At 44.5% G+C, this 19,934-nt stretch carries 23 protein-coding genes; 16 read left to right on the top strand and 7 right to left on the bottom strand.

Annotation, left to right across the window (positions count from 1 at the left end; all coding sequences use genetic code 11):
- Positions 1 to 35 precede the first annotated feature (35 nt).
- Positions 36 to 218 carry a hypothetical protein gene (locus tag ACTWQL_RS14590; RefSeq protein WP_443143166.1) on the top strand — a complete coding sequence of 61 codons (183 nt, stop codon included), beginning with the start codon at positions 36 to 38 and terminating at the stop codon, positions 216 to 218.
- Positions 219 to 295: 77 nt separating this feature from the next.
- Here ACTWQL_RS14590 and ACTWQL_RS14585 read toward each other — a convergent pair whose 3' ends face one another.
- Entirely contained in the window at positions 296 to 424 is a 129-nt protein-coding gene (locus ACTWQL_RS14585; protein WP_221567902.1) for an FbpB family small basic protein, read from the bottom strand.
- An 87-nt stretch (positions 425 to 511) separates the two neighbouring features.
- Entirely contained in the window at positions 512 to 1,444 is a 933-nt protein-coding gene (locus ACTWQL_RS14580; protein WP_443143165.1) for a DMT family transporter, read from the bottom strand.
- 328 nt (positions 1,445 to 1,772) lie between these two features.
- On the opposite strand from ACTWQL_RS14580, the gene ACTWQL_RS14575 reads away from it, so the two are divergent.
- Complete coding sequence (locus tag ACTWQL_RS14575) at positions 1,773 to 2,948, top strand: S8 family peptidase (RefSeq protein WP_443143164.1); 1,176 nt, start codon at positions 1,773 to 1,775, stop codon at positions 2,946 to 2,948.
- 169 nt (positions 2,949 to 3,117) lie between these two features.
- Here the strand turns inward: ACTWQL_RS14575 and ACTWQL_RS14570 are convergent, their stop codons facing one another.
- Positions 3,118 to 3,675: a biotin transporter BioY gene (locus ACTWQL_RS14570; protein ID WP_443143163.1), complete on the bottom strand. Its 558-nt coding sequence runs from the start codon at positions 3,673 to 3,675 to the stop codon at positions 3,118 to 3,120.
- A gap of 350 nt (positions 3,676 to 4,025) precedes the next feature.
- Between ACTWQL_RS14570 and ACTWQL_RS14565 the strand changes: the two genes are divergently transcribed.
- The 6 genes from ACTWQL_RS14565 to ACTWQL_RS14540 all read left to right on the top strand — a co-directional run bounded on the left by ACTWQL_RS14565 (position 4,026) and on the right by ACTWQL_RS14540 (position 11,718).
- The gene (locus ACTWQL_RS14565) at positions 4,026 to 4,304 is read left to right on the top strand and encodes a heterocycloanthracin/sonorensin family bacteriocin (protein WP_443143162.1); all 279 of its coding nucleotides are present in this window, start codon (positions 4,026 to 4,028) and stop codon (positions 4,302 to 4,304) included.
- Between the two features lie 537 nt (positions 4,305 to 4,841).
- The gene (locus tag ACTWQL_RS14560) at positions 4,842 to 5,336 is read left to right on the top strand and encodes a hypothetical protein (RefSeq protein WP_443143161.1); all 495 of its coding nucleotides are present in this window, start codon (positions 4,842 to 4,844) and stop codon (positions 5,334 to 5,336) included.
- Between the two features lie 175 nt (positions 5,337 to 5,511).
- Positions 5,512 to 7,404, top strand: coding sequence for a putative thiazole-containing bacteriocin maturation protein (locus ACTWQL_RS14555; protein ID WP_443143160.1), 1,893 nt, complete (start codon positions 5,512 to 5,514; stop codon positions 7,402 to 7,404).
- The gene (locus tag ACTWQL_RS14550; RefSeq protein ID WP_443143159.1) at positions 7,401 to 9,347 is read left to right on the top strand and encodes a TOMM precursor leader peptide-binding protein; all 1,947 of its coding nucleotides are present in this window, start codon (positions 7,401 to 7,403) and stop codon (positions 9,345 to 9,347) included. The genes ACTWQL_RS14555 and ACTWQL_RS14550 overlap by 4 nt, the downstream gene beginning before the upstream one ends.
- An 18-nt stretch (positions 9,348 to 9,365) precedes the next feature.
- The gene (locus ACTWQL_RS14545; protein WP_443143158.1) at positions 9,366 to 10,847 is read left to right on the top strand and encodes a SagB family peptide dehydrogenase; all 1,482 of its coding nucleotides are present in this window, start codon (positions 9,366 to 9,368) and stop codon (positions 10,845 to 10,847) included.
- Positions 10,848 to 10,914: 67 nt separating this feature from the next.
- Complete coding sequence (locus tag ACTWQL_RS14540; protein ID WP_443143157.1) at positions 10,915 to 11,718, top strand: alpha/beta fold hydrolase; 804 nt, start codon at positions 10,915 to 10,917, stop codon at positions 11,716 to 11,718.
- Positions 11,719 to 12,092: 374 nt separating this feature from the next.
- On the opposite strand, the gene uvsE is transcribed toward ACTWQL_RS14540, so the two are convergent.
- Entirely contained in the window at positions 12,093 to 13,046 is a 954-nt protein-coding gene (gene uvsE / locus ACTWQL_RS14535) for a UV DNA damage repair endonuclease UvsE (RefSeq protein ID WP_443143156.1), read from the bottom strand.
- 282 nt (positions 13,047 to 13,328) lie between these two features.
- On the opposite strand from uvsE, the gene ACTWQL_RS14530 reads away from it, so the two are divergent.
- From ACTWQL_RS14530 to ACTWQL_RS14515, 4 genes are read left to right on the top strand one after another with little or no spacing between them, the layout of a single operon-like run.
- Positions 13,329 to 13,652 carry a hypothetical protein gene (locus tag ACTWQL_RS14530; RefSeq protein WP_443143155.1) on the top strand — a complete coding sequence of 108 codons (324 nt, stop codon included), beginning with the start codon at positions 13,329 to 13,331 and terminating at the stop codon, positions 13,650 to 13,652.
- A 28-nt stretch (positions 13,653 to 13,680) separates the two neighbouring features.
- Positions 13,681 to 13,950, top strand: a complete 270-nt coding sequence (locus ACTWQL_RS14525) for a hypothetical protein (RefSeq protein ID WP_443143154.1) — start codon at positions 13,681 to 13,683, stop codon at positions 13,948 to 13,950.
- A 24-nt stretch (positions 13,951 to 13,974) separates the two neighbouring features.
- Positions 13,975 to 14,181: a hypothetical protein gene (locus ACTWQL_RS14520; RefSeq protein ID WP_443143153.1), complete on the top strand. Its 207-nt coding sequence runs from the start codon at positions 13,975 to 13,977 to the stop codon at positions 14,179 to 14,181.
- A gap of 17 nt (positions 14,182 to 14,198) precedes the next feature.
- On the top strand, positions 14,199 to 14,684 hold the full coding sequence (locus tag ACTWQL_RS14515; protein WP_443143152.1) for a DUF4367 domain-containing protein: 486 nt from the start codon (positions 14,199 to 14,201) through the stop codon (positions 14,682 to 14,684).
- Between the two features lie 144 nt (positions 14,685 to 14,828).
- On the opposite strand, the gene ACTWQL_RS14510 is transcribed toward ACTWQL_RS14515, so the two are convergent.
- Positions 14,829 to 15,353 carry an SRPBCC domain-containing protein gene (locus tag ACTWQL_RS14510; RefSeq protein ID WP_443143151.1) on the bottom strand — a complete coding sequence of 175 codons (525 nt, stop codon included), beginning with the start codon at positions 15,351 to 15,353 and terminating at the stop codon, positions 14,829 to 14,831.
- A gap of 87 nt (positions 15,354 to 15,440) precedes the next feature.
- On the bottom strand, positions 15,441 to 15,764 hold the full coding sequence (locus tag ACTWQL_RS14505) for an ArsR/SmtB family transcription factor (RefSeq protein ID WP_443143150.1): 324 nt from the start codon (positions 15,762 to 15,764) through the stop codon (positions 15,441 to 15,443).
- Between the two features lie 106 nt (positions 15,765 to 15,870).
- Between ACTWQL_RS14505 and ACTWQL_RS14500 the strand changes: the two genes are divergently transcribed.
- The 3 genes from ACTWQL_RS14500 (at position 15,871) to ACTWQL_RS14490 (ending at position 17,317) form a co-directional block, all read left to right on the top strand.
- Positions 15,871 to 16,212 (top strand): ArsR/SmtB family transcription factor, encoded by a 342-nt coding sequence (locus ACTWQL_RS14500; protein ID WP_443143149.1) that lies wholly within the window; start codon positions 15,871 to 15,873, stop codon positions 16,210 to 16,212.
- A 21-nt stretch (positions 16,213 to 16,233) separates the two neighbouring features.
- Positions 16,234 to 16,731 (top strand): SRPBCC family protein, encoded by a 498-nt coding sequence (locus ACTWQL_RS14495; RefSeq protein ID WP_443143148.1) that lies wholly within the window; start codon positions 16,234 to 16,236, stop codon positions 16,729 to 16,731.
- Positions 16,732 to 16,945: 214 nt separating this feature from the next.
- Entirely contained in the window at positions 16,946 to 17,317 is a 372-nt protein-coding gene (locus tag ACTWQL_RS14490) for a VOC family protein (RefSeq protein ID WP_443143147.1), read from the top strand.
- 67 nt (positions 17,318 to 17,384) lie between these two features.
- Here ACTWQL_RS14490 and ACTWQL_RS14485 read toward each other — a convergent pair whose 3' ends face one another.
- Complete coding sequence (locus ACTWQL_RS14485) at positions 17,385 to 19,127, bottom strand: ABC transporter ATP-binding protein (protein ID WP_443143146.1); 1,743 nt, start codon at positions 19,125 to 19,127, stop codon at positions 17,385 to 17,387.
- Positions 19,128 to 19,214: 87 nt separating this feature from the next.
- On the opposite strand from ACTWQL_RS14485, the gene ACTWQL_RS14480 reads away from it, so the two are divergent.
- Positions 19,215 to 19,916 carry a GNAT family N-acetyltransferase gene (locus ACTWQL_RS14480; RefSeq protein WP_443143145.1) on the top strand — a complete coding sequence of 234 codons (702 nt, stop codon included), beginning with the start codon at positions 19,215 to 19,217 and terminating at the stop codon, positions 19,914 to 19,916.
- Positions 19,917 to 19,934 lie beyond the last annotated feature (18 nt).

The following is a 19,934-nucleotide window of genomic DNA, read 5'->3' as shown; positions in this document are numbered from 1 at the left end:
TAGAATGGGAGGTAACAAAATAAGGGAGGAATAAAATGGAAGTAAGTATGAGCGTTGATGAAGTTGTCCAGCAAATTTCTGATTTAGCAAAAAAGGAAGGAGAACCGCTTCGTAAGAAACAGGTCAAGAAATCCAACCCAGAGCTAATGAAAAACGCATTGTATTACTTTCCGAATTGGGATGCTGCTCTCGAACAGTGTAAAGCGAACCAAGCCTGAACGTCCCTTTTGACACGAAGAAAAAAGGAGCTGATCCATTATGGATCAGCTCCTTAGCTTTGCCGAGTTTTCTTTAATTAGGATGATTTATTCAATTGCTTCTTCTCCAGCTTTTTCTCGATCTTTTCCATCTCTTGTGGATTATTGATCAAGTTGTTTCTATTTTCTATGACTAATTGTTTAAATGATGTTTTACGTTTACGCATTGTTATCAACTCCTTCAATGCTAGTGTACCACTTATTCCTATTTAATAATCATAATAATTTTTAAAATTATGTGACAATTCCGTCATTCATGAAAAATCACTCTCTTTTTTCTGGATCCGCTGCACTTTATAATGCCTTCTGTTTTCCAATGCTCCTGTTCCCAAAATAACGCCGGATACGATAAAAATGAATCCGAACAACTGGGCAGCGACAATCGTTTCATTCAAAAATAGATAAGACCCGGTCAACGAGAAGAACGGTGTCAGATTGATGAAAATCGCTGTTTCTCCTGCCCCAAGATCGTGGATCGCCCGGTTGTAGAACATATGACCAAGTCCTGTTGCAAGGATGGCAGAAGCAGCAAACACTGTCCATATCCATGGTTTTCCGGTCGTAAGGCTTTCCAGTCCTTGTGGTTCCATCTTCAGGCTGATAAGGAACAAGAAGGCTGATCCGATGATTTGCATCCAGAATGTGATCAGTCTCGCATTCATTGTTTCCGTGGCTTTTTTGATAGAAATGAAGCTGACAGCCTGGGCAATGACACAAAGGAAGATATAGAAGTCTCCGCGGGATATGCTCGAAAGCTCTCCCGAACCATTCAATACGATAAAAGAAACCCCGATGAGTCCGAGGAATATGCCGATCAATCGTAAAGGTGTCAACCGATCTCCGAGGAACACGATCGCCAGGAGAGAGGTCATCAACGGGACCAGGGCGATGATCAGCCCAGTATTTGAGGCTGTCGTCATCGTCAATCCCATCGAGAGGAAGTAGTGATGACCTGTGATCCCAGTCAATGCACCGATTGTGACATAGACAAGCTGCTGCCTTGTCATTTTGCGGAATTCATTTTTGGCTGTCAAAACGATCAGGACGACAATTCCGGCGGTCAAAATGCGGAAAGCGGTGATCGTGATCGGATCGAAGTAATCTACGACTAACTTAATGGCTATGACGTTGAATCCCCAGACCATCATCAACAAGAGTAATAGAATATACGTTACCGGTTTGGACAAAGCCCTCATCTCTTTCCTGTCTGTAAAATGATAAGTGTATCTTACTCCTATCAAATAATAGAGTCAAAAGAAATGTTTCGGATTCCGAACAAAGCTGATTCTCCTTTTTCATTCAGAAAAAGCAATTCCTGTCTATTATGTGGGACGATGATTGGGGATTGCCAGAAAGCTAAATTAGGTGTTCATGACCACGTATTAGCGCGTTTCTCTTTTAATATAGTAAAATGTCATTATTTCAAGATAGCATTAAAGGGAATTGTAGAATCTTGTAGAATCCTCTCCTAACACCTAGAAACTTTTTAGGTCAATACATATGGGGAGTGATTCTATGTTAAAACGTGTTGGGACATTCGTTGCATCCCTATCTCTGGTCATTGGGATGGCAGCACCAGCATCAGCATCAGATTCAAGTGAAAAGGAACCGACCTTCAAACCGATTACGGAGCAGTCGGCACCACAGGAAGTAATCGTCCATTTTGAAGAGTCGATCACATCATCCATTACAGACGAAGTTTTAGCCAAGGTAAATGGAGAAATTACTGAAAAGACCGACGAATTCTTAGTCGTAGAAGTGGAGGGGAATGTGTCAGAAGCGATCGAATCATTCGAGGCTGTTGATGCGGTTTCGTATGCTGAACCGAACGTGACGCTCCACGCAAATTACATGCCGAATGATCCTGCCTATCATTCGTTACAGTATGCACCACAAAAAATTGGAGCAGAGGCAGCATGGGATGTCACGCTGAGTGATCCATCCGTTAAAATCGCCGTCGTTGATACTGGCGTCGATTATAATCACCCGGATCTGGACGGGAAAGTCTTGGAAGGATATGATTTCGTTGATGATGATAATGACGCGATCGATGAAAATGAACATGGCACACACGTTGCTGGAATTGCGGCTGCCAATACTGATAACGGCGAAGGAATTGCAGGTTTGGCACCTGAAGCTTCCATCCTTCCTGTCCGTGTCCTAGATGCAGATGGGAGCGGTTCACTTGATGATGTCGCTCAAGGAATCCGTTATGCAGCAGATCAAGGTGCTCAAGTCATCAACTTGAGTCTTGGTGGAGCAGTAGGCACTCAAACGTTAGAAGATGCAGTTAACTACGCATGGGAGCAAGGATCTGTTGTCATAGCAGCTGCAGGGAACTCAAGCTCACCATTGCCAAGCTATCCGGCTTTTTATGAAAATGCCATCGCAGTAGCAGCAACGGACCAGAATGATACAATTGCATACTTCTCCAACTACGGAACCTGGGTAGATATCGCAGCACCTGGCGTTGACATCTACTCGACGATTCCGAATGGCGGATATGCAAGTTACTCAGGAACATCGATGGCATCACCAGTTGTGGCAGGTGTCGCTGGATTGCTTGCCGCTCAAGGTAAAAATGCTGAGCAAATCCGTACAGCCCTGGAAGAAACAGCAGATGACGTAAGAGGCACAGGAACCCTCTTCCAAAACGGACGCGTGAACGCAGCAAACGCAGTACAACACTAAAATACATGTAAGCTAAACCTCCGGGATACCGAAGCCCGGGGGTTTTTTACTGTGAGTGTGGGAAGTGAACTGATTAATCAAAAAAGTGAACAGATGATCCTGAAAAATGAACAGATTTCGTAAAGAAATCATGAAGCGATTTTTCGAGAAAATCGCCTCCACTTTGATTTTATACTGCAGCCTGTTTTCTTAACAAATTCGCTTGAATCAACCGTTTTCTCACGGTGATTCCGATCCAGCTTGCAAGGAATGCTTTGATGAGACCGACCACGATGAACGGATAAACACCGACTGCAAGAGCTTGCGACCATGACATATCCAGGACGAACTTGAGCTGGACCGTTCCCATCACAAGGGTAACGACCATTCCAATTGTATTGGCAATCATCGCCTTCGGAATCGTGAATTTCGTACGTTCCAAAAAGAATCCAGTAATGTAAGCCGCAGCAATAAATCCGAAAATATATCCACCAGTCGGACCTACTAGGACTTGAGCCCCTCCTTTGGCTTCAGCAAAGACCGGCAAGCCGATCGCTCCCATTGCCGCGTAACAGACCATTGCAATCGCACCATATCTGCTTCCTAAAATTGTAGCCGTCAACCCGACTGCCAAGGTCTGTCCGCTGATTGGTACAATTGGTAATGGAATCTCAATCTGCGCAAGGATAGCAGTGATCGCTGCAAACATTCCACACAATATGATCATCCTGATTTTATCATCTCTCATTAAACATTCCCCCTAAATATGTAAACATTATACTTTAATAAGTTAACATATATTCGAAAGGTGGATAAGTTATTTTTTTGCATTTAAAGAAAGTATAAAATACTTTCTTCAATATAAGCGCAACTAAACCTCAGCTTACGCCAGAGGCTTGACTTTGCCAAGTTTTCTTTAACGGACATCGATGCATTCTCAATTGTCCTTATACCAAGGTCGGCGTTCTCGCAAATTGAGACAAGGTGGATTGTAACAACAACCAGGCCTTCTTCATACTGTGTTGAAGAGAGTTTTAGATTTCAATCATGTAATCATTTTAAAGTCAAATGGATTACTGAAGGATAGGGGGAAATGCAGTGAAGGAATTTCGACAAGATCTCCAGGGGCTTGATATTGGAGATTTCGATGTAAATGAGTTTGTACCTAGTGAACAACATATGGATCATGAAGAAGAATCTCGATTATGCGTGTTCATAGGGCCTTGTGGTGCATGTTTTGGTCCATGTGGTGGATGCTTCGGTCCATGCGGTCGATGTTTCGGCCCATGTGGACGGTGCTTCGGTCCATGCGGTGGCCGATGTGGTGGTCCATGCGGTGGCCGATGTGGCGGTCCATGCGGCGGACGGTGCAGATAAACGTAGATTCATAGGAGATAGAAGCTGAGCCATTAGTACTGCAAATAAGGGGAAAAATGTTAAGACTCCTATTGGAACAGTTTTGGAAAGAGTGCTAACGGACACAGGAGACCTTATTTTCCAATAAATCGTTCATTTGTAAAAATAACGGACACCAGATCTCTTATTTCGTTAAAATCGTAGTTAATCATCGCTTTTGTTCACATATAACGGCTCTGGTGTCCGCTAAAATTATGAAACAGCCTATTTTGTCATAAATAACGTCCCTGATGTCCGTTAAGATTTTAGGATAATCCATGTAAACTATAATGGCTGACCCAAACATTGGTGAAATTGATGTTTTGGGTCATTTCCTTTTTCATATCATCCATAAAGGAACCCCTGTTGGCATTATCCTATTCTACGTCTGGCAGACAAGTATAGACAGGCATAACCGGGTTGGTTCGCTGATAACTTTCTTATTTTCATAAGAAAGTTAACTGTCCACCTCGCGTAGTCATATTATAGAAGTCGAAAATGGATCGAGGGGGAAAGCCGGTGAATGGGTTTCGTCAAGGTATCCAGGGTCTTGATATTGGTGATTATTATACAAATCACTTCGTACCGAGCGAACAGCATATGGAATACGAAGCACAATCCCGCCTTTGTGTGATCGTAGGTCAATGTGGCGGTCAACAATGCGGAGGTCAATGCGGAGGACCACGATGCGGAGGTCAATGTGGCGGTCAACAATGTGGCGGTCAATGCGGAGGCCCACAATGCGGAGGACAATGTGGCGGTCCACGATGCGGAGGTCAATGCGGAGGCCCACAATGTGGAGGACAATGTGGAGGTCCACGATGCGGAGGCCCACAATGTGGGATCCCGCTATGCATAGGCCCACTATGTGGTGGTCAATGTGGAGGCCCACGGTGCGGAGGCCAATGTGGCGGTCCACCATGCGGCCCATGTGGTCCGCAAAGATGTGCACCTCCGTCACCACGGTGTGGTCTTTGTTCTCCAGGTGGTTTAGGAGCAGAACAAGACGATTAAAAGTGAATACCCGAATTTTTTTATTGAAGAAAATCGTTCCCGAAGGACCCCAGTCACGATCAGGGGTTCTTTTTTTAAAATGTCTGCATTGAAAAAAGCGGACGACGTGCATAAAAGACAAAATGACTTACATACAATCAAAGGAAGAAAAAAGCTCTCGGTTAAGGAGGAGCACATGATGATATTGAGCCCTTCCATGCGGTTGAAAGTGAACAGGGATACGTTCTTTCTGCCCGATGGAAAAGATAGTGTTTACTTCCGAAACAATGCAGGTTCTTTCCGGATGGGCGGTAAGGCGATCCAACAATGGGTGGAAAAACTAATCCCGATGTACAGCGGAGAATTCACTTTGAAAGATTTGACTGAAGGTCTACCTGGTCCATATCGGGACAGGGTTTATGAAATTTCCGAAACCTTGTACAAGAATGGATTTTTACGGGATCTTAGTGAAGAAAATCCCCATGATCTTCCGGAGAACATTTGTAAAAAGTATGCCTCACAGATCGAGTTCCTCAACAGCTTTGGGAATTCGGGTGCCTATCGTTTTCAGGAATTTCGGAAGTCAAAGGTGTTGTTGGTCGGTGCTGGCAGTATTTTTCTTTCAGCGGTTAATGCGCTGCTTGAATCGGGACTTCCTAAATTCCACGCCTTGATCACCGATTCAATGCCGACGAATCGCATGCGGTTATCCGAACTTGTCGTCCAAGCGCGGAAATCGGATCCGGATGTCGCCATCAGTATGATCACTACAGCAGAGCGTAATCACTCATGGCGTGAAATCGTCAACTCGTTTGATTGTGTCGTATACGTTTCCCAACAGGGGGAATTGGAAGAATTACAGACGATCGAGTCAGCTTGTAGAAAGGAAGACACGATGTTCATGCCCGCGGTGTGTGTAGAGGGCTTTGGCATGGCAGGGCCTCTCATGCAACCAGGGTCAGCCGGGAATTGGACAGCTGCCTGGAACAGCTTGCATACATCCGTCTTTGAAGATGAAAAACCAAATCAACCCTATTCCTCCACTTCTGGTGCAATGCTCGCAAATATTTGTGCGTTCGAATTGTTCAAGAAAATGACAGAGGCAACAACATCTACAGTCCAACAAAAGTTTTACCTTTTAAATCTATTTACGATGGAAGGGAAGTGGCATTCCTTTCAGCCGAAACCGGATGTTCCTCAATCCTTCAAGCAACTTGATGTCCGTGAACTTTCTGAAGCAAAAAGTGGTTCAACAGAACTGCTGGTAGCATTCAGCCACCTAACTTCTGAGGTTTCAGGGGTTTTTCATAAGTGGGAGGAAGGGGATCTTTGCCAAATCCCTCTTTCACAATGCTGGATTCAAACCGTCGACCCACTTTCAGAAGGCCCTGCAGAACTTTTACCAGCTGAGGTTTGCAGTGGTCTCACCCACCATGACGTACGGCGAGAGGCTGGTCTGGTAGGGTTGGAGCGATATAGTGAAAAACTGATCAGGAATCTGGATGTTCAGGATGTAGTCTGCAGCGGAGCCGGTGAATCCAGCACTGAAGCAGTGAGCCGTGGACTGCAAAAATGTCTGCTTGACGAACTGCAGAAACAAACAGAAAACCGGAAAATAACAGCAACCATGGTGATGGTGAAGGAGATCCAAGACAAACATTGCCAATTCTACCTGCAAGCACTGAGAACAATGGGGAAAGAACCTCTGATCGGTCTTGGAAAAGAATTCAACGGACTACCGGTCATATGGGTAAAATACAAGGATCGAGCATATGGGAGCACGGGGCTTACGATCACGGACGCCCTCCGTAACGCCCTCCATCATGCCGTCACGAAACATCAGAATAAATCCGGTAAGCGATCAACAAGGGCGATCGAAGTTCAGAATGTACGATTACAAGAGAAGGAGCCGGTGGGAATCGACATCCAGACCACCGATACAGCAAAAAGTCTCCAGGCTGCCTTGCAGATCCTAGAAAACAACCGCCGATATGTCGAGGTGTTCGACTTGGCGATGGAACCTTTATTGAAAAAAGAACAAGCGGTTGTCGTCGGTGTCGTTTTGAGGAAGGAGGAGCCATTACTGTGAGTGCTTCGATACTCATTGTCGGATTTGGAAGACTTGCTGACAAAGTCTATGAAAAGCTGGCTGGCAGCTATAAAATCAACCGCCGTCATATGGTTGATGAAAACCTTCCAGAAATGACCGAATTGGTACTTGTTTTGCATGATGCGTGGGTGCCGGCTGATCATCTGCAAGCAGAAGAGGTATATAGACGGCTCCGTGTCCCCTGGCTGAGAGGTTTTTTTACATTCGGTGAGGGGATGATCGGACCATTCATCCATCCTGATCAAAATGGTTGTTCTTACTGTGCTGATACTCGTCTTTTGATGGCTGGACGGGATAAAAAAGAGATGTGGGGGTTGAAGGAACAGCGGATCGCTCAACAAGAAGAACGCCAACCGGATGCCTGGTTGTCTGATACCGCCATTTTGCAAATGGTCCAACTGATCGATTCCGAAGTGAGAAGGTTTTTCGAAGGAATGTCACCACAATCAGCAGACCACCTGTATCTCTTGAATCTCAAATCAATGGATGGCGCATGGCGGTTCATTTTACCTGAGTCCGCCTGTCCGGTATGTAGCAGACTGCTGGATGATACGGAATCTGATGCGCTGATCACACTCCAATCCAGCCCCAAAGTTTCATCAGACAGTTACCGGTGCCGTCCAATGGATGAATTGAAGGCAGTTTTGGAGAAAGATTATTTTTCGAGCAGGTCTGGTATGATGAACGGAAAGATGTATGACACGGTGACCCCATTTGCCGATGTTATCGTTACACTTCCTCTCTTCAGCGGAAATGAAGGGACCGCAGGACGGACGCATTCTTATGAGCTTAGTGAACAGACCGCTATGTTAGAGGCGTTAGAGCGATCCTGTGGAACCGGTCCACGGGCGAAAAGGACCGTCGTCAGAGATACGTATGAGAATCTTGCTGACAAGGCGATTCATCCACTTCGATTCGGTGTCCATGAGGATGAACACTATGCTGAGCACGGTTTTCCATATAAGAAATTCGACCCTGCACGTGAATTGAACTGGGTTTGGGGCCATTCATTCTTACAAGAGCGGCCAGTCCTTGTCCCCGAACTTCTTGCCTACTACAGTGTCGGATGTGGTGAGGGGCTCGTATATGAAACATCGAATGGGTGTGCACTAGGCGGTAGTTTGGAAGAGGCGATTTTCTACGGGATCATGGAGGTCATCGAGCGCGATGCTTTCCTTATGACCTGGTATGGTCGGTTAAGGCTGCCGCGGATCGATCCTTTTTCTGCTGGGGATAAGGAACTCATCCATATGATTGAACGCATGCGCGATATCAGTGGCTATGACTTTCATCTTTATAACGCGACGATGGAGCATGGGGTTCCTGCTGTGTGGGCCTTTGTCAAAAACAGTAAGGATAAAGGCATGAACCTCCTTTGCGCGGCTGGAGCCCATCTGGATCCGGTAAAAGCAACGAAAAGCGCGATCTACGAACTGGCTGGGATGGTCGTTTCCTTGGAAACAAGCTTCGAAGCAGGTAAAAGCGAATACAAAAAACTGCTCGAAGATCCCTCCGAGGTTAGGATCATGGATGACCATGGCAGGTTGTATGGCTTGAAGGAAGCGGAAGAGCGGCTTGGGTTTTTAATGGATGAGGACCGTCCTACACAGACCTTTTCAGAAGCTTTTCCACCGCCATCTCGAAACCTTGATTTGACGGAGGATCTGAAGGGAATCCTGGACACGTTCAAAAGGTTGGATATGGAGGTCATTGTTGTGGATCAGACGAGTTCCGAAATCAGGAGGAACGGTCTGCACTGCGTAAAAGTGCTGATCCCTGGAATGCTGCCGATGACGTTCGGTCATAACTTGATTCGGATCAATGGGCTGGATCGGGTGTTGAACATACCAATGGAGCTCGGTTATCGAGAACGCCCCTTGACGCGTGAAGAACTCAATCCATACCCGCACCCATTCCCATAGGTGAAAGGAGGAAACAGGGTGGACCTGGATGAATTTCTTTACAATCTCCACTACGACATCGATCGGATTAAACCGCCGGATTTGGAAATCGACTGGGATGATGCCCCCCTTCCCTATAAATTGTATCAAGATCAGCCAGTCATACCACTCTCATCGGACATCCCGCACTCGTTTGAGGAGCTGGATTCGGCGCTGACATTGGAAAACATGAGCGCTTTTCTCTGGTACGTCTACGGTCTGGTTCAATTTTCGGAAGATACGATGAATCTTGCACGCTCGCGCAGGTTTGTACCTTCAGGCGGTGGGCTGTACCCGAATGAACTGTACCTCTATCTGAAAATTGAAGACCTGGCAGAGGGCATCTACCATTACGACGTTGCCCATCACCGCCTCGTCTTATTGCGGGAAGGGAATTTCGATGAGTATTTCAACCACGCGCTTGGCGGGCGCTGTGATTTGTCCGATTTCTTCGGAGTGGCGTTCATCTCGACGATGTTCTGGAAGAACTTTTTCAAATACAACAATTTCGCTTACCGATTACAGGGACTTGACGCTGGTGCATTGATCGGCCAGTTGTGCGAGGTGAGCAAACGATTCGGGTATTCACACCATGTCTGTTTCCAGTTCCTCGACCGTGTTGTCAATCATTTGCTAGGGTTGGATGAACAGGAAGAGAGTGTGTATGCCATCGTTCCGTTAGCTGAATCGGAAGGGGTATGGTCGAACGAGGGGAATGGCAGTAAGCAGGACGAATCGCTTCCCGCTCTTCCGAAACTAGACATCAAACATTATGTCCGATCGGAAAAAGTGCTGGATTATACGATGCTTGTCAAAATGAATGAAGCCTCGATGATGGAATCTACGGAAACATCCAATTGGGTTCGAGGAGAAGAAAATGGGGAAGAGGAGGGACTGGTGATCTGGCTGCCGACTCCGGAACTGCCGGATGTTGATTTTTCAAAAGCTTGCCTGAACCGATACTCTCCAGAAATGGATTTCACTTTAGAAAAGATAACACAGCAGCAGTTAGCCGTTTTACTCAAGGAAGCGACAAAGACTTCCGAAGGCGGGATTGAGATTTATGGGTGTTTTTACAATGTGGAGGGTGTACCGTATGGTGCCTATCGATACGACCCTTCTTCACATACCTTGAGGCTCATCCGACCAGGAGATATGCGTGTCCAGCTACAGTCGGCAATGACCATGCATAATGTGAACCTCTATCAGGTCCCGCTTTGTTTTCATCTGGTCGGAGTTTCTGATCCTCATAAAAAAGGCCTCGGTTATCGGGGTTACCGAATCCAACAGATGGAAGCAGGCATGATGATGCAGCGTTTGCTGTTGGCTTCTTCAGCACTCGGTTTAGGCGGTCATCCATTACTTGGGTTCGATGTCGCAAGTGCAGATGACATTTACAGGTTTGAGAACGAATCGAGCCTCATCCAAATACCGATCGGACCTTACCAACCTCGCCCCTGGCTGAAAGGAATGCTGATTTGAGAGCATATTTGTCGGACATCAAATAATAGAATGGAATGATTGAAGTTAAAATGGGGGAGGTCAAAGGATGCCGTATTTAGAGGTTGAAGATCACGTGGAATTGTACTATGAGGATGTGGGTGAAGGAGCCCCGGTCATCTTCATTCATGGGGTTTGGATGAGCAGCCGCTTTTTCAAAAAACAAACAGAACATTTTAGGAAAAATCATCGTGTTATATTACTGGATTTACGGGGACATGGGCAGTCAGAGAAGGTTCACCACGGGCACACCGTGGCGAATTATGCTCGTGATCTGCACACTTTTATCGAAAAAATGGGACTTAAAGATGTAGTCCTGGTCGGCTGGTCGATGGGGGCGTTCGTGGTTTGGGACTATTTGCATCAATTCGGGGAAGACAATGTGAAGGGCACGGTCATTGTGGATGAATTGGCTTCTGACTTCAAATGGGATGACTTCCCGAGCGGTGCCTTCGATTTCCCGACGCTCATCCATCTAATGCGGGAAGTTCAGAATAATCGCGTTGGTTTTCTAACCGAGTTCATTCCGCTTATGTTCAAGGAGGAGCTTCCACAGAAGGAATATGATTGGATGCTGGAGGAAACGACGAAGCTTCCGGAATCTGTCGCAAGCGCAATCTTATTTGATCAGACTGTCGTTGACTACCGGAATCAGTTCGAAAACATAAAAGTACCGACACTGCTCTGTTTCGGAAGAGCGGAAAAACTTATTCCGGTCGAAGCAGGCGAGTATTTGAATAAACACATCGTGAATTCACAGCTGATCGTATTCGAAGATAGCTGCCATTGTCCTTTCCTTGAGGAACCTGAAAATTTCAACGAAGTCGTCTCGGAGTTCGTGCAATCACTATAATCGGTTTTGCCCTGAAGAGCCCTTCAGGGTATTTCAATTATTAGTGTTCTGAGTGCGTGATGAAGCTGAAAATGGGTTGAACACGCCCTCAGATTAGCGCTCCGAGTGCGTGATGAAGCTGAAAATGGGTTGAACACGCCCTCAGATTAGCGCTCTGAGTGCGTGATGGAGCTGAAAATGGGTTGAACACGCCCTCAGATTAGCGCTCTGAGTGCGTGATGAAGGTGAAAATGGGCTGAACACGCCCTCAGATTAGTGTTCTGAGGGCGTGATGAAGATAAAATTTAGGGAAACGAGCCTTCATATGTACTTTCTAGGTCCTCAGCCTACGCTAGGGCTTGGCTTGTCAATTTTTCTTTATGAAACAGAAACAGCTACACTTGAATTACAGCACCGTCAATTCGTTTGAACCCACGTAATGCTGTTAACTCTTCGACTAGACGTAAGGCTGCTTTATCCTTTGATTTGGCTTCAATCATGATATCGGCATCCTCACCGAAAGCGATGAGATCTTTGATGAACGGTACGGCAAATTGCAGATCAACATAATCCGCATGGGAGCGGTATTCCTTTTCTGATTTTGGAGAGGAAAGGTGAAATTTCGGCTGTTGCTCTGTGTTTTTCCAGGTCGTGTAGATTTCAGTAAGCAATTGCTCCACTGATTCATTTCCGGGGTTTGCCCAGTGATGGTGGTAATCGAAGACCATCGGCAGTGCGTGTTCCTTACAAACCGCCAGCGTTTCTTGTGCTGTATAGGTTTTATCATCGTTTTCAAGTGTGACCTGCTTTTTTATCTGCCTGTCCAATTTTTCGATATTATCATGAAAGCGGCTGATGGCTTTTTCCTTGTTTCCATAAGCACCGCCGACATGGATGTTCATCGTTGCCTGGTCATGTAATCCCATCAGTTCAAGCATTTTATAATGATACTCCATATCCGTAATTGCGTTTTGGGTCACATGCACTTTATCGCTCGTGAACAGGGTGAACTGATTCGGGTGGAAGCTCACGCGCAATGCGTGTTTTTTGACAATCTCACCGATCTCCTGGAACTGCTCCCGAAACGGTGTTATATAATCCCAGTTCACATCAGGATGGGTCGCAAGCGGCACGAGGGAAGAAGACATCCGGTAAAGATGGATGCCCTGAGCAATGTTATAGAATAATGCCCGTTTCGTATTGTTCAGATTCTGAGCCGTCGCATGAAAAAGTTTTTCCTTGCGCTGGTTCGTATCAAGCTTCTTCCAATTCGTAAAAGTCAATGTCCTTGAAGGGGACGATTCCCACAAATGAAGTGCGGTCGAAACATACCCGAATCGAAGTATCATATACAAAATCTCCTTGTAAAACAATCTGTCCCTAATTTTACACTGTAAGAAAGTATATATACTTTCTTCAGTATAAGTGCAGCTATGGCTCAGTTTTCTTTCTTTATCTTAACCAAAGTTGATTAGTAAAATATGTTAGTTGTGGATTCATTGATTTATTTGCAGAAGAACCTGAAAAGTTCAGATAGCTGAAGGTTTTTAGTGTAACTGGAAATTCCATGGAACTTTTCACCGCCCTTTCCCGTATAAACTGTATCAAGTATTTTAGGAAAGGGTGGTTTGATGAAGTTTCTTTTGGTCATTGCAACAATCATGTTCAATACGGGATTATCCTGGTTGTTTGCTAGATTAGTAGGATGGAGTTTTATGGAGTCGATGTTTTTATGCGGCTTGCTTCTTTTCATAGTTGTGTGGATGGGGATGCTCAATGGAAAAATGTCCAACAACCAGGTGAATGCAACCATTAAAGGTACCACAGGTGTGAATGCAGGGGAAATCAAACCATTCAGTCTCAGCTTCAACCCCTTCATTATCGGAACACTCATTTATCTTGGATCAAGTGGGATCATTACGGTGATCTATTATTTACCCTATTTTACGACATAAAGTAAACAACTGAGAATTAGGTGATCACATGAAAAAAAGATTGAATATCGTTTTTACCATTATTTATGTACCGTTAATTATCGGAGCCATTCAAATGAATTTTGATGAAGATCCATTCAATGATCATATTGGGAGCTTGTTTTTAATCGCCTTAATGGTGTTTCAAGGTATACATATGTTGATTAATGATTTACTGGATGGTAAAAGGAAAACTGCTCTCTTCTTCAATGTGCTGTTTATTGCAGTAGCAAGCGGACTTCTTGTGTGGACCGTATACAAGAGCCTTTCTTTTATATAAAACAGCATAAGGAATGGGATAAACATGGAAAAAAGTACAGAAAAACAAATACTCGAGGAATTGAAAAGCATCAATCAGTCGTTACAAAGTTTAAAAGCAGAAGCAACCGAGGTGAAACAACCGCCGCTGATAGTAGATATCTTGAAGTCTTTGTTCATCGGAGTTTGTGTGGTTGCTCCAGCCCTTGCGATCCTTTATGGAATTATGCTGATATTGGGGAGTTGGATTTAATAAAGGAGGGGACAAATTTGAAAAAATGGTTGTCTATGGTTTCCATGCTTGTATTGATTCTGGCAGGCTGCAACAGCAGCGGAAGTTTATATGATTATGATAATACGAAGTTAAAAGAAGAGCTTGAAGAGAGGGATTTCCAACCCAGGGTCCCTACGAAACTTCCATTTGATGAAGGTCAGGCAGACTTGAATCCTTCTATCGAACTCGGTGAGGGGCAAGATGATACTGTCATCATGATCGACTTTACGAGTTCAGGAGAAGCGGATCGAAACCTCTTGGGACTTGAGATTGTAAAAGATGTAGAAGTTGATTCGGATATGGAGTACGAAACGGTTGATATAGGTGAACTCAAAGGACAATTTGCCGACAACGAGGCAGGAAATATGGTCCTGAATTGGAAAGAAGGCAATATAAACTATACGTTATCTTATTACAAAGAACAGTCAGATACAGAGATCACAAAGGAACACCTGATCGAAACTGCTAAATCTTTTGAGTGATCAAGTAAACAACGGGGGCTCTCCTAAGGAAAGTGTCAGACACCTCCAACACAACATTTTTTATCAAAACCACGATTTTTCTCAAAATGTTATTAAGTTCGGAGAGACTCAGACACTTGGGACAGCCCCGTTGTTTTTACATACCTATTGAAGTTGTTGAAGGTACTCGTCGAATCGTTCGTATTGGGATGTGACCCCTTCCACAACGCCCATATCTTTGACTTGCTTGAGGGCTTCTTCCGTAGCGAATTCAGATTTGGAAATCACTTTCGTCCTTCCCTCATGGTCGAGGAAAGTCATCGTAATGAGGGTCTCGGGCATTCCATCTGCTTTATTGCCCTCTGCATCCGAGAACGCATCGGTGTAGACGATTTTTTCAGGCTCGACGATTTCTTTATAGACCGATAATCCCCAGGATTCCATGCCGTAAAAGTCTCCCTGGTTTTTGTCTTCACAACGCATGCAATAGTGCCATACACCGCCAGGCTTGAATTCAAACTGATGAACCGTAGTGTTCCAACCTTTAGGTCCCCACCAATTTTCCAAATGCTCTTTTTGTGAAAAAGCCTTGAAAACGAGGTCCCTTGGTGCATCGAATACTCTTTCAATGATCAGATTTCGTCCTTCTACACTTGTGGTGATGCTGTTACTAACTTTGTTTTCAGACATTTCAACGCCTCCTAATTAAAATATCATTGCAAGTCAAAAACCTACGATCCTCCTCTCATAAACATTGCCGTGTCAAAGCAATGCTCCTTATTCGTCCTGTTCCTTTTCCTTCAGTTCTTGCAAATACTCATCCAATTGGTCGAATCGTTCATTCCACACGTTTCGGAAAGAATCCAGCCAATCGTCAAGATCCACGAACGGTTCTTGCCGAAGCTTGTAAATTCTACGGTTGGCGATCGGATTCACCTCAACGAGTCCTGCATCACTGAGCACACGTAGGTGTTTGGAAACTTGAGGCTGACGAATCCCAAGTTGATCGGCGATTTCCCCAACAGTATGAGGTTCATCACGCAAGAGTTCGATGATTTTCAAGCGGTTAGATTCTGCAAGTGCACTCAATATTTTTTCCATGCATTAAATATACTCTAAATGGAATATTCATGTCAAGGAATATATAAATGAATTTTATTAAACTAAATAGTTGAATATTAGACTTCATTCGTTTATATTTAACTATATGGTTAATCAAAGTAAAAATCTTTTAGATGAAATATTTCATGCCCTGGCTGATTCAACAAGAAGAGAAATGCTTCACATGATGTCAGAGAAAGAAAGGACAGTTTCGGAGTTGGCACAGCCTTTTGATATGTCTTTAGCTGGGATCTCCAAGCACATCAAGGTTCTGGAGCGGGCAAATCTAGTCGACAGGAGTGTGAAGGGACGGACACACACATGCCGCTTGAACACTGAGTCCCTGTCTCAAGCAATGGAATGGCTCCGTTTTTATGAAAAGTATTGGAACAATCGCTTTGACATGTTGGAGAATGAGTTGTTGAAAGCCAAAAAGAAAGAACACTAGATTACCTAAAGGAGAGTGTTTATGAATAACGTTTCAACCACCACTTTGAAAATGACTCGGCATTTCGAGGTAGCACCTGAAAGGGTTTTTGACGCATGGCTGACCCCTGAGATGATGCGTAAATGGCTTTTTACTTTGGAAGGAACGAATAAGGTAGCACGAAATGAACCTCAAGTAGGCGGTACTTGGGAAATTGTTGATCATCGGGAAGGAAAAGATTATCGTGCGATTGGTGAGTACCTTGAAATCGACCACCCGAAGAAACTCGTGTTCACTTTTAAGATGCCTCAATTCAGCGAATTAGAAGATACGATTACAGTTGAGTTCAACGAAACCCCAAAAGGATGTGAGATGACGTTCACTCAAGTCATCAACGTTCCTCATGAAGAGGATTGGACAGAAGCAGATATCGAAAAGGCTCTTGGCGAATACCACGCTGGGACAGAGCACGGCTGGAACTTGATGTTCATGGGACTTAAGGAATTGGTTGAAACCGGCGAAGTCAGCTATAAAGGATAATATCGAAACAAAGGGGACTGTCCAAAAGAAAAGTGTCAGACACCTCCAACACAACATTTTGTGTCAAAACCACGATTTTTCTAAAAATGTTGTTAAAATCGGAGAGACTCAGAGACTTTTTTAACAGCCCCTTTTTGTAGAACGATTATGTACACTTCCTGTCAAAGGTGTATACTTGATTCATGTTAAATCTTTCTAATTATGAGGAGGAACTATGAAACTAGGTGCATTCTCTGTGAGTTTAAGTGTAAAGGACATCCACAAATCAAAAGCATTTTACGAGAATCTGGGATTTGAAGATTTAGGGGGAGACATCGACCAGAACTGGCTTATCATGAAGAACGAAAGCTGCGTGATCGGGCTTTTCCAGGGAATGTTTGAAAAGAACATTCTGACCTTTAATCCTGGATGGAATCAAAATGCTGAAAACCTCGATTCATTCACGGACGTACGGGACCTTCAAAAACATCTAAAAGAAAAAGGGGTAAAACTACTGACTGAAGCTGATGAAACAAGTGAAGGGCCAGCAAGTTTAACAATTGAAGATCCTGATGGAAATCCTATTCTAATAGATCAACATAGATAGATAGAGGATGGAAAGGGATCATTCAAAAGGCTCAGCATACCCGAGAAGGGAGCTGAGCCTTATTTCTTTATACCTGAAATTCAAATTGCTTGGAATAAAGTTGTGCATAGGTACCGCCACGAGCGATCAAGTCGTCATGAGTTCCCTGTTCTGCGACACCATCCTTGGTCAACACGACAATACGTTGTGCATTGCGGATCGTGGAAAGTCGATGGGCAATGACGATCGTCGTACGCCCTCTCGCCAGCAGTTCCAGCGAATCTTTTACGATACTTTCGCTCTCATTATCCAGAGCACTCGTCGCTTCATCGAGTATCAGTACCGGTGGATTCTTTAAAAAGACACGAGCGATGCTGAGTCGTTGCTTTTGACCGCCGGACAGGCGGACGCCTCTTTGCCCGATTTCGGAATGGTAGCCGTTCGGCAGGCTCATGATAAACTCATGGGCATTGGCATGTTTTGCAGCCATGATGATGTCTTCGTCTGCGGCATCAGGTTTTCCGTAACGGATGTTTTCCATCACCGTGCCGGCGAAAAGATAGACATCCTGTTGAACAATCCCAATGTTTTTCCTCAGAGAAGACAAGTCGATATTTCGAACGTTTTCCCCGTCAATCAAGATTTCCCCATCCATCACATCATAAAATCTAGGGATTAACGAGCATAGGGTCGTTTTCCCAACACCAGACGGACCGACTAAGGCAACGTACTCGCCGGGTTGAACGTGTAGGGTCAGATTTTCAAAGACATTGTCTAGATCAGCATCATAGCGGTATGTGACCTGTTTGAACTCAATTTCGCCGCTCACGTTATCAAGACTGATCGGATTTTTGTTATTCTCAATTGCCGGCTTCAGATTCATGATTTCCATAAAGCGCTGGAAACCGGTAATTCCTTCTTGAAATTGTGTGCTCATAAAGGTCAGTCGTTGAATCGGCTCAACCATGAACCCGATATAGAGTAGAAATGTAATCAGATCCGCTAAATCGAGTGTTTGATGGATGATTCTAGTACTGCCGATGATCACGACGGTGACGGTGATCAATTGGATGAGTGTCTCTGAAATATTGTAGAAAACGGCTTCGGTCCAATAGGTTTTTTTACGACTTTCAAGGAAACGGTTATTTTCCCGATTGAACTTGCCGATCTCGATTTCCTCATTGGCGAACGATTTTACAACACGGATCCCGCCAAGACTATCCTCAACCTGTGCATTCACATCCGCAATCCGTTCTTTGTTCCTTTTTAAAGCTGTGTTCAGAAGTTTATTGTAGTACACAGACAATATAACAAGGACGAATAAGATACAAAAGACGGCGATCGTCAAGGGCGCGTTGATGAAAAATAGGATGACGAAGCCACCTATGAAGCGAACCAGGTACTTGGTATAGTCTTCTGGACCGTGATGATAGAGTTCGGAAAGGAGCAGCAAGTCATTGGTGATCCTGGACATCAGCTGACCTGTATTTTCCTTGTCATAAAAGCTGAAGGAGAGTTTTTGCATGTGCATAAACAGTTCACTCCTCAAGTCCCTTTCCATCCGCGCTCCGATTTCGTGCCCTTTGTAATCGACAATGTAGTTTCCGATATTTTGGACAGCTGCCAGGACAAGCATGAGTGCGCCGATCCAGTACACATCATTCAGTGCAGTGGAGAGGTCGCCTTCCAGCACATCCTTCGTCACGTATCGCACGAGTAAAGGAAACACGAGGATCAGAGTGGATGTAAAGAACGCACAGCCTAATACGGTTAAGAACATTTTTAAATACGGTCTATAATAAGACAAAAACTTTTTAATTGGAAATTGCATGTAATACCCCTTTTAGTGTTCATTCGCAAAACACATATAAGGGGGTACACCGCTTACAACTTACGTGAGTGTTCCTCCCTTATATAAATGGACTTTTCGACTTTTCATGTTTCTCATGTAAAAGACCTCCTTGTTATTAGTACTCCCATTGTAAACTATTTTCTGGAAAAAGGAACAGGTCATTTAGACGCAAAAAAAGGGTTCGTTGAGGCGTGTGGAGAATTTGGTATTGCAATCAACATGAATGATGAGGTGGAACCATTGACTGTGAAAAAGAATGAGAAGGCTGTGCTGCGGACTGTCCATTTGGATGATGCTGAAGAAATTTTAGATATACAACGGGAAGTAATTGAAGAAAGCGTATATTTCATCAGGGTTCCCGAGGAGTTTGATAAGACGATTGAACAGGAGCAGGAATGGATTGAAAAGATATTGGGGAACGAGAGGGATAACATGTTCGTAGCTGAAATCGGTGGGACTGTTGTCGGATGGATCGTCTTCCGATCACAGGAAAGAAGAAGGATGTCTCATACTGGTTCGATTGCTTTACAGATCAAGAAAAATTACAGAGGTTCAGGGCTCGGAAAGCAGTTGCTGCAAGAGATGTTAGCCTGGGCAGAGCAAAATCCTTTAATTGAAAAAGTTTGTTTAGGCACATTCTCGACCAACCATCGGGCGATCGCTTTATATGAAAGCATGGGGTTTGTAGAGGAAGGACGGAAAGTCAAAGAATTCAAGTTCAGCGATAATGAATACGTGGATGATGTTCTGATGTATAAATTGGTTTAGCTTCTAGAGATGACAAGG

Source organism: Pseudalkalibacillus sp. R45, from assembly GCF_052246725.1.
In the GTDB taxonomy this organism is placed as follows: domain Bacteria; phylum Bacillota; class Bacilli; order Bacillales; family Fictibacillaceae; genus Pseudalkalibacillus.
The sequence above is the reverse complement of the archived record's forward strand: the minus strand, read 5'-3'. Positions and strand labels throughout refer to the sequence as shown.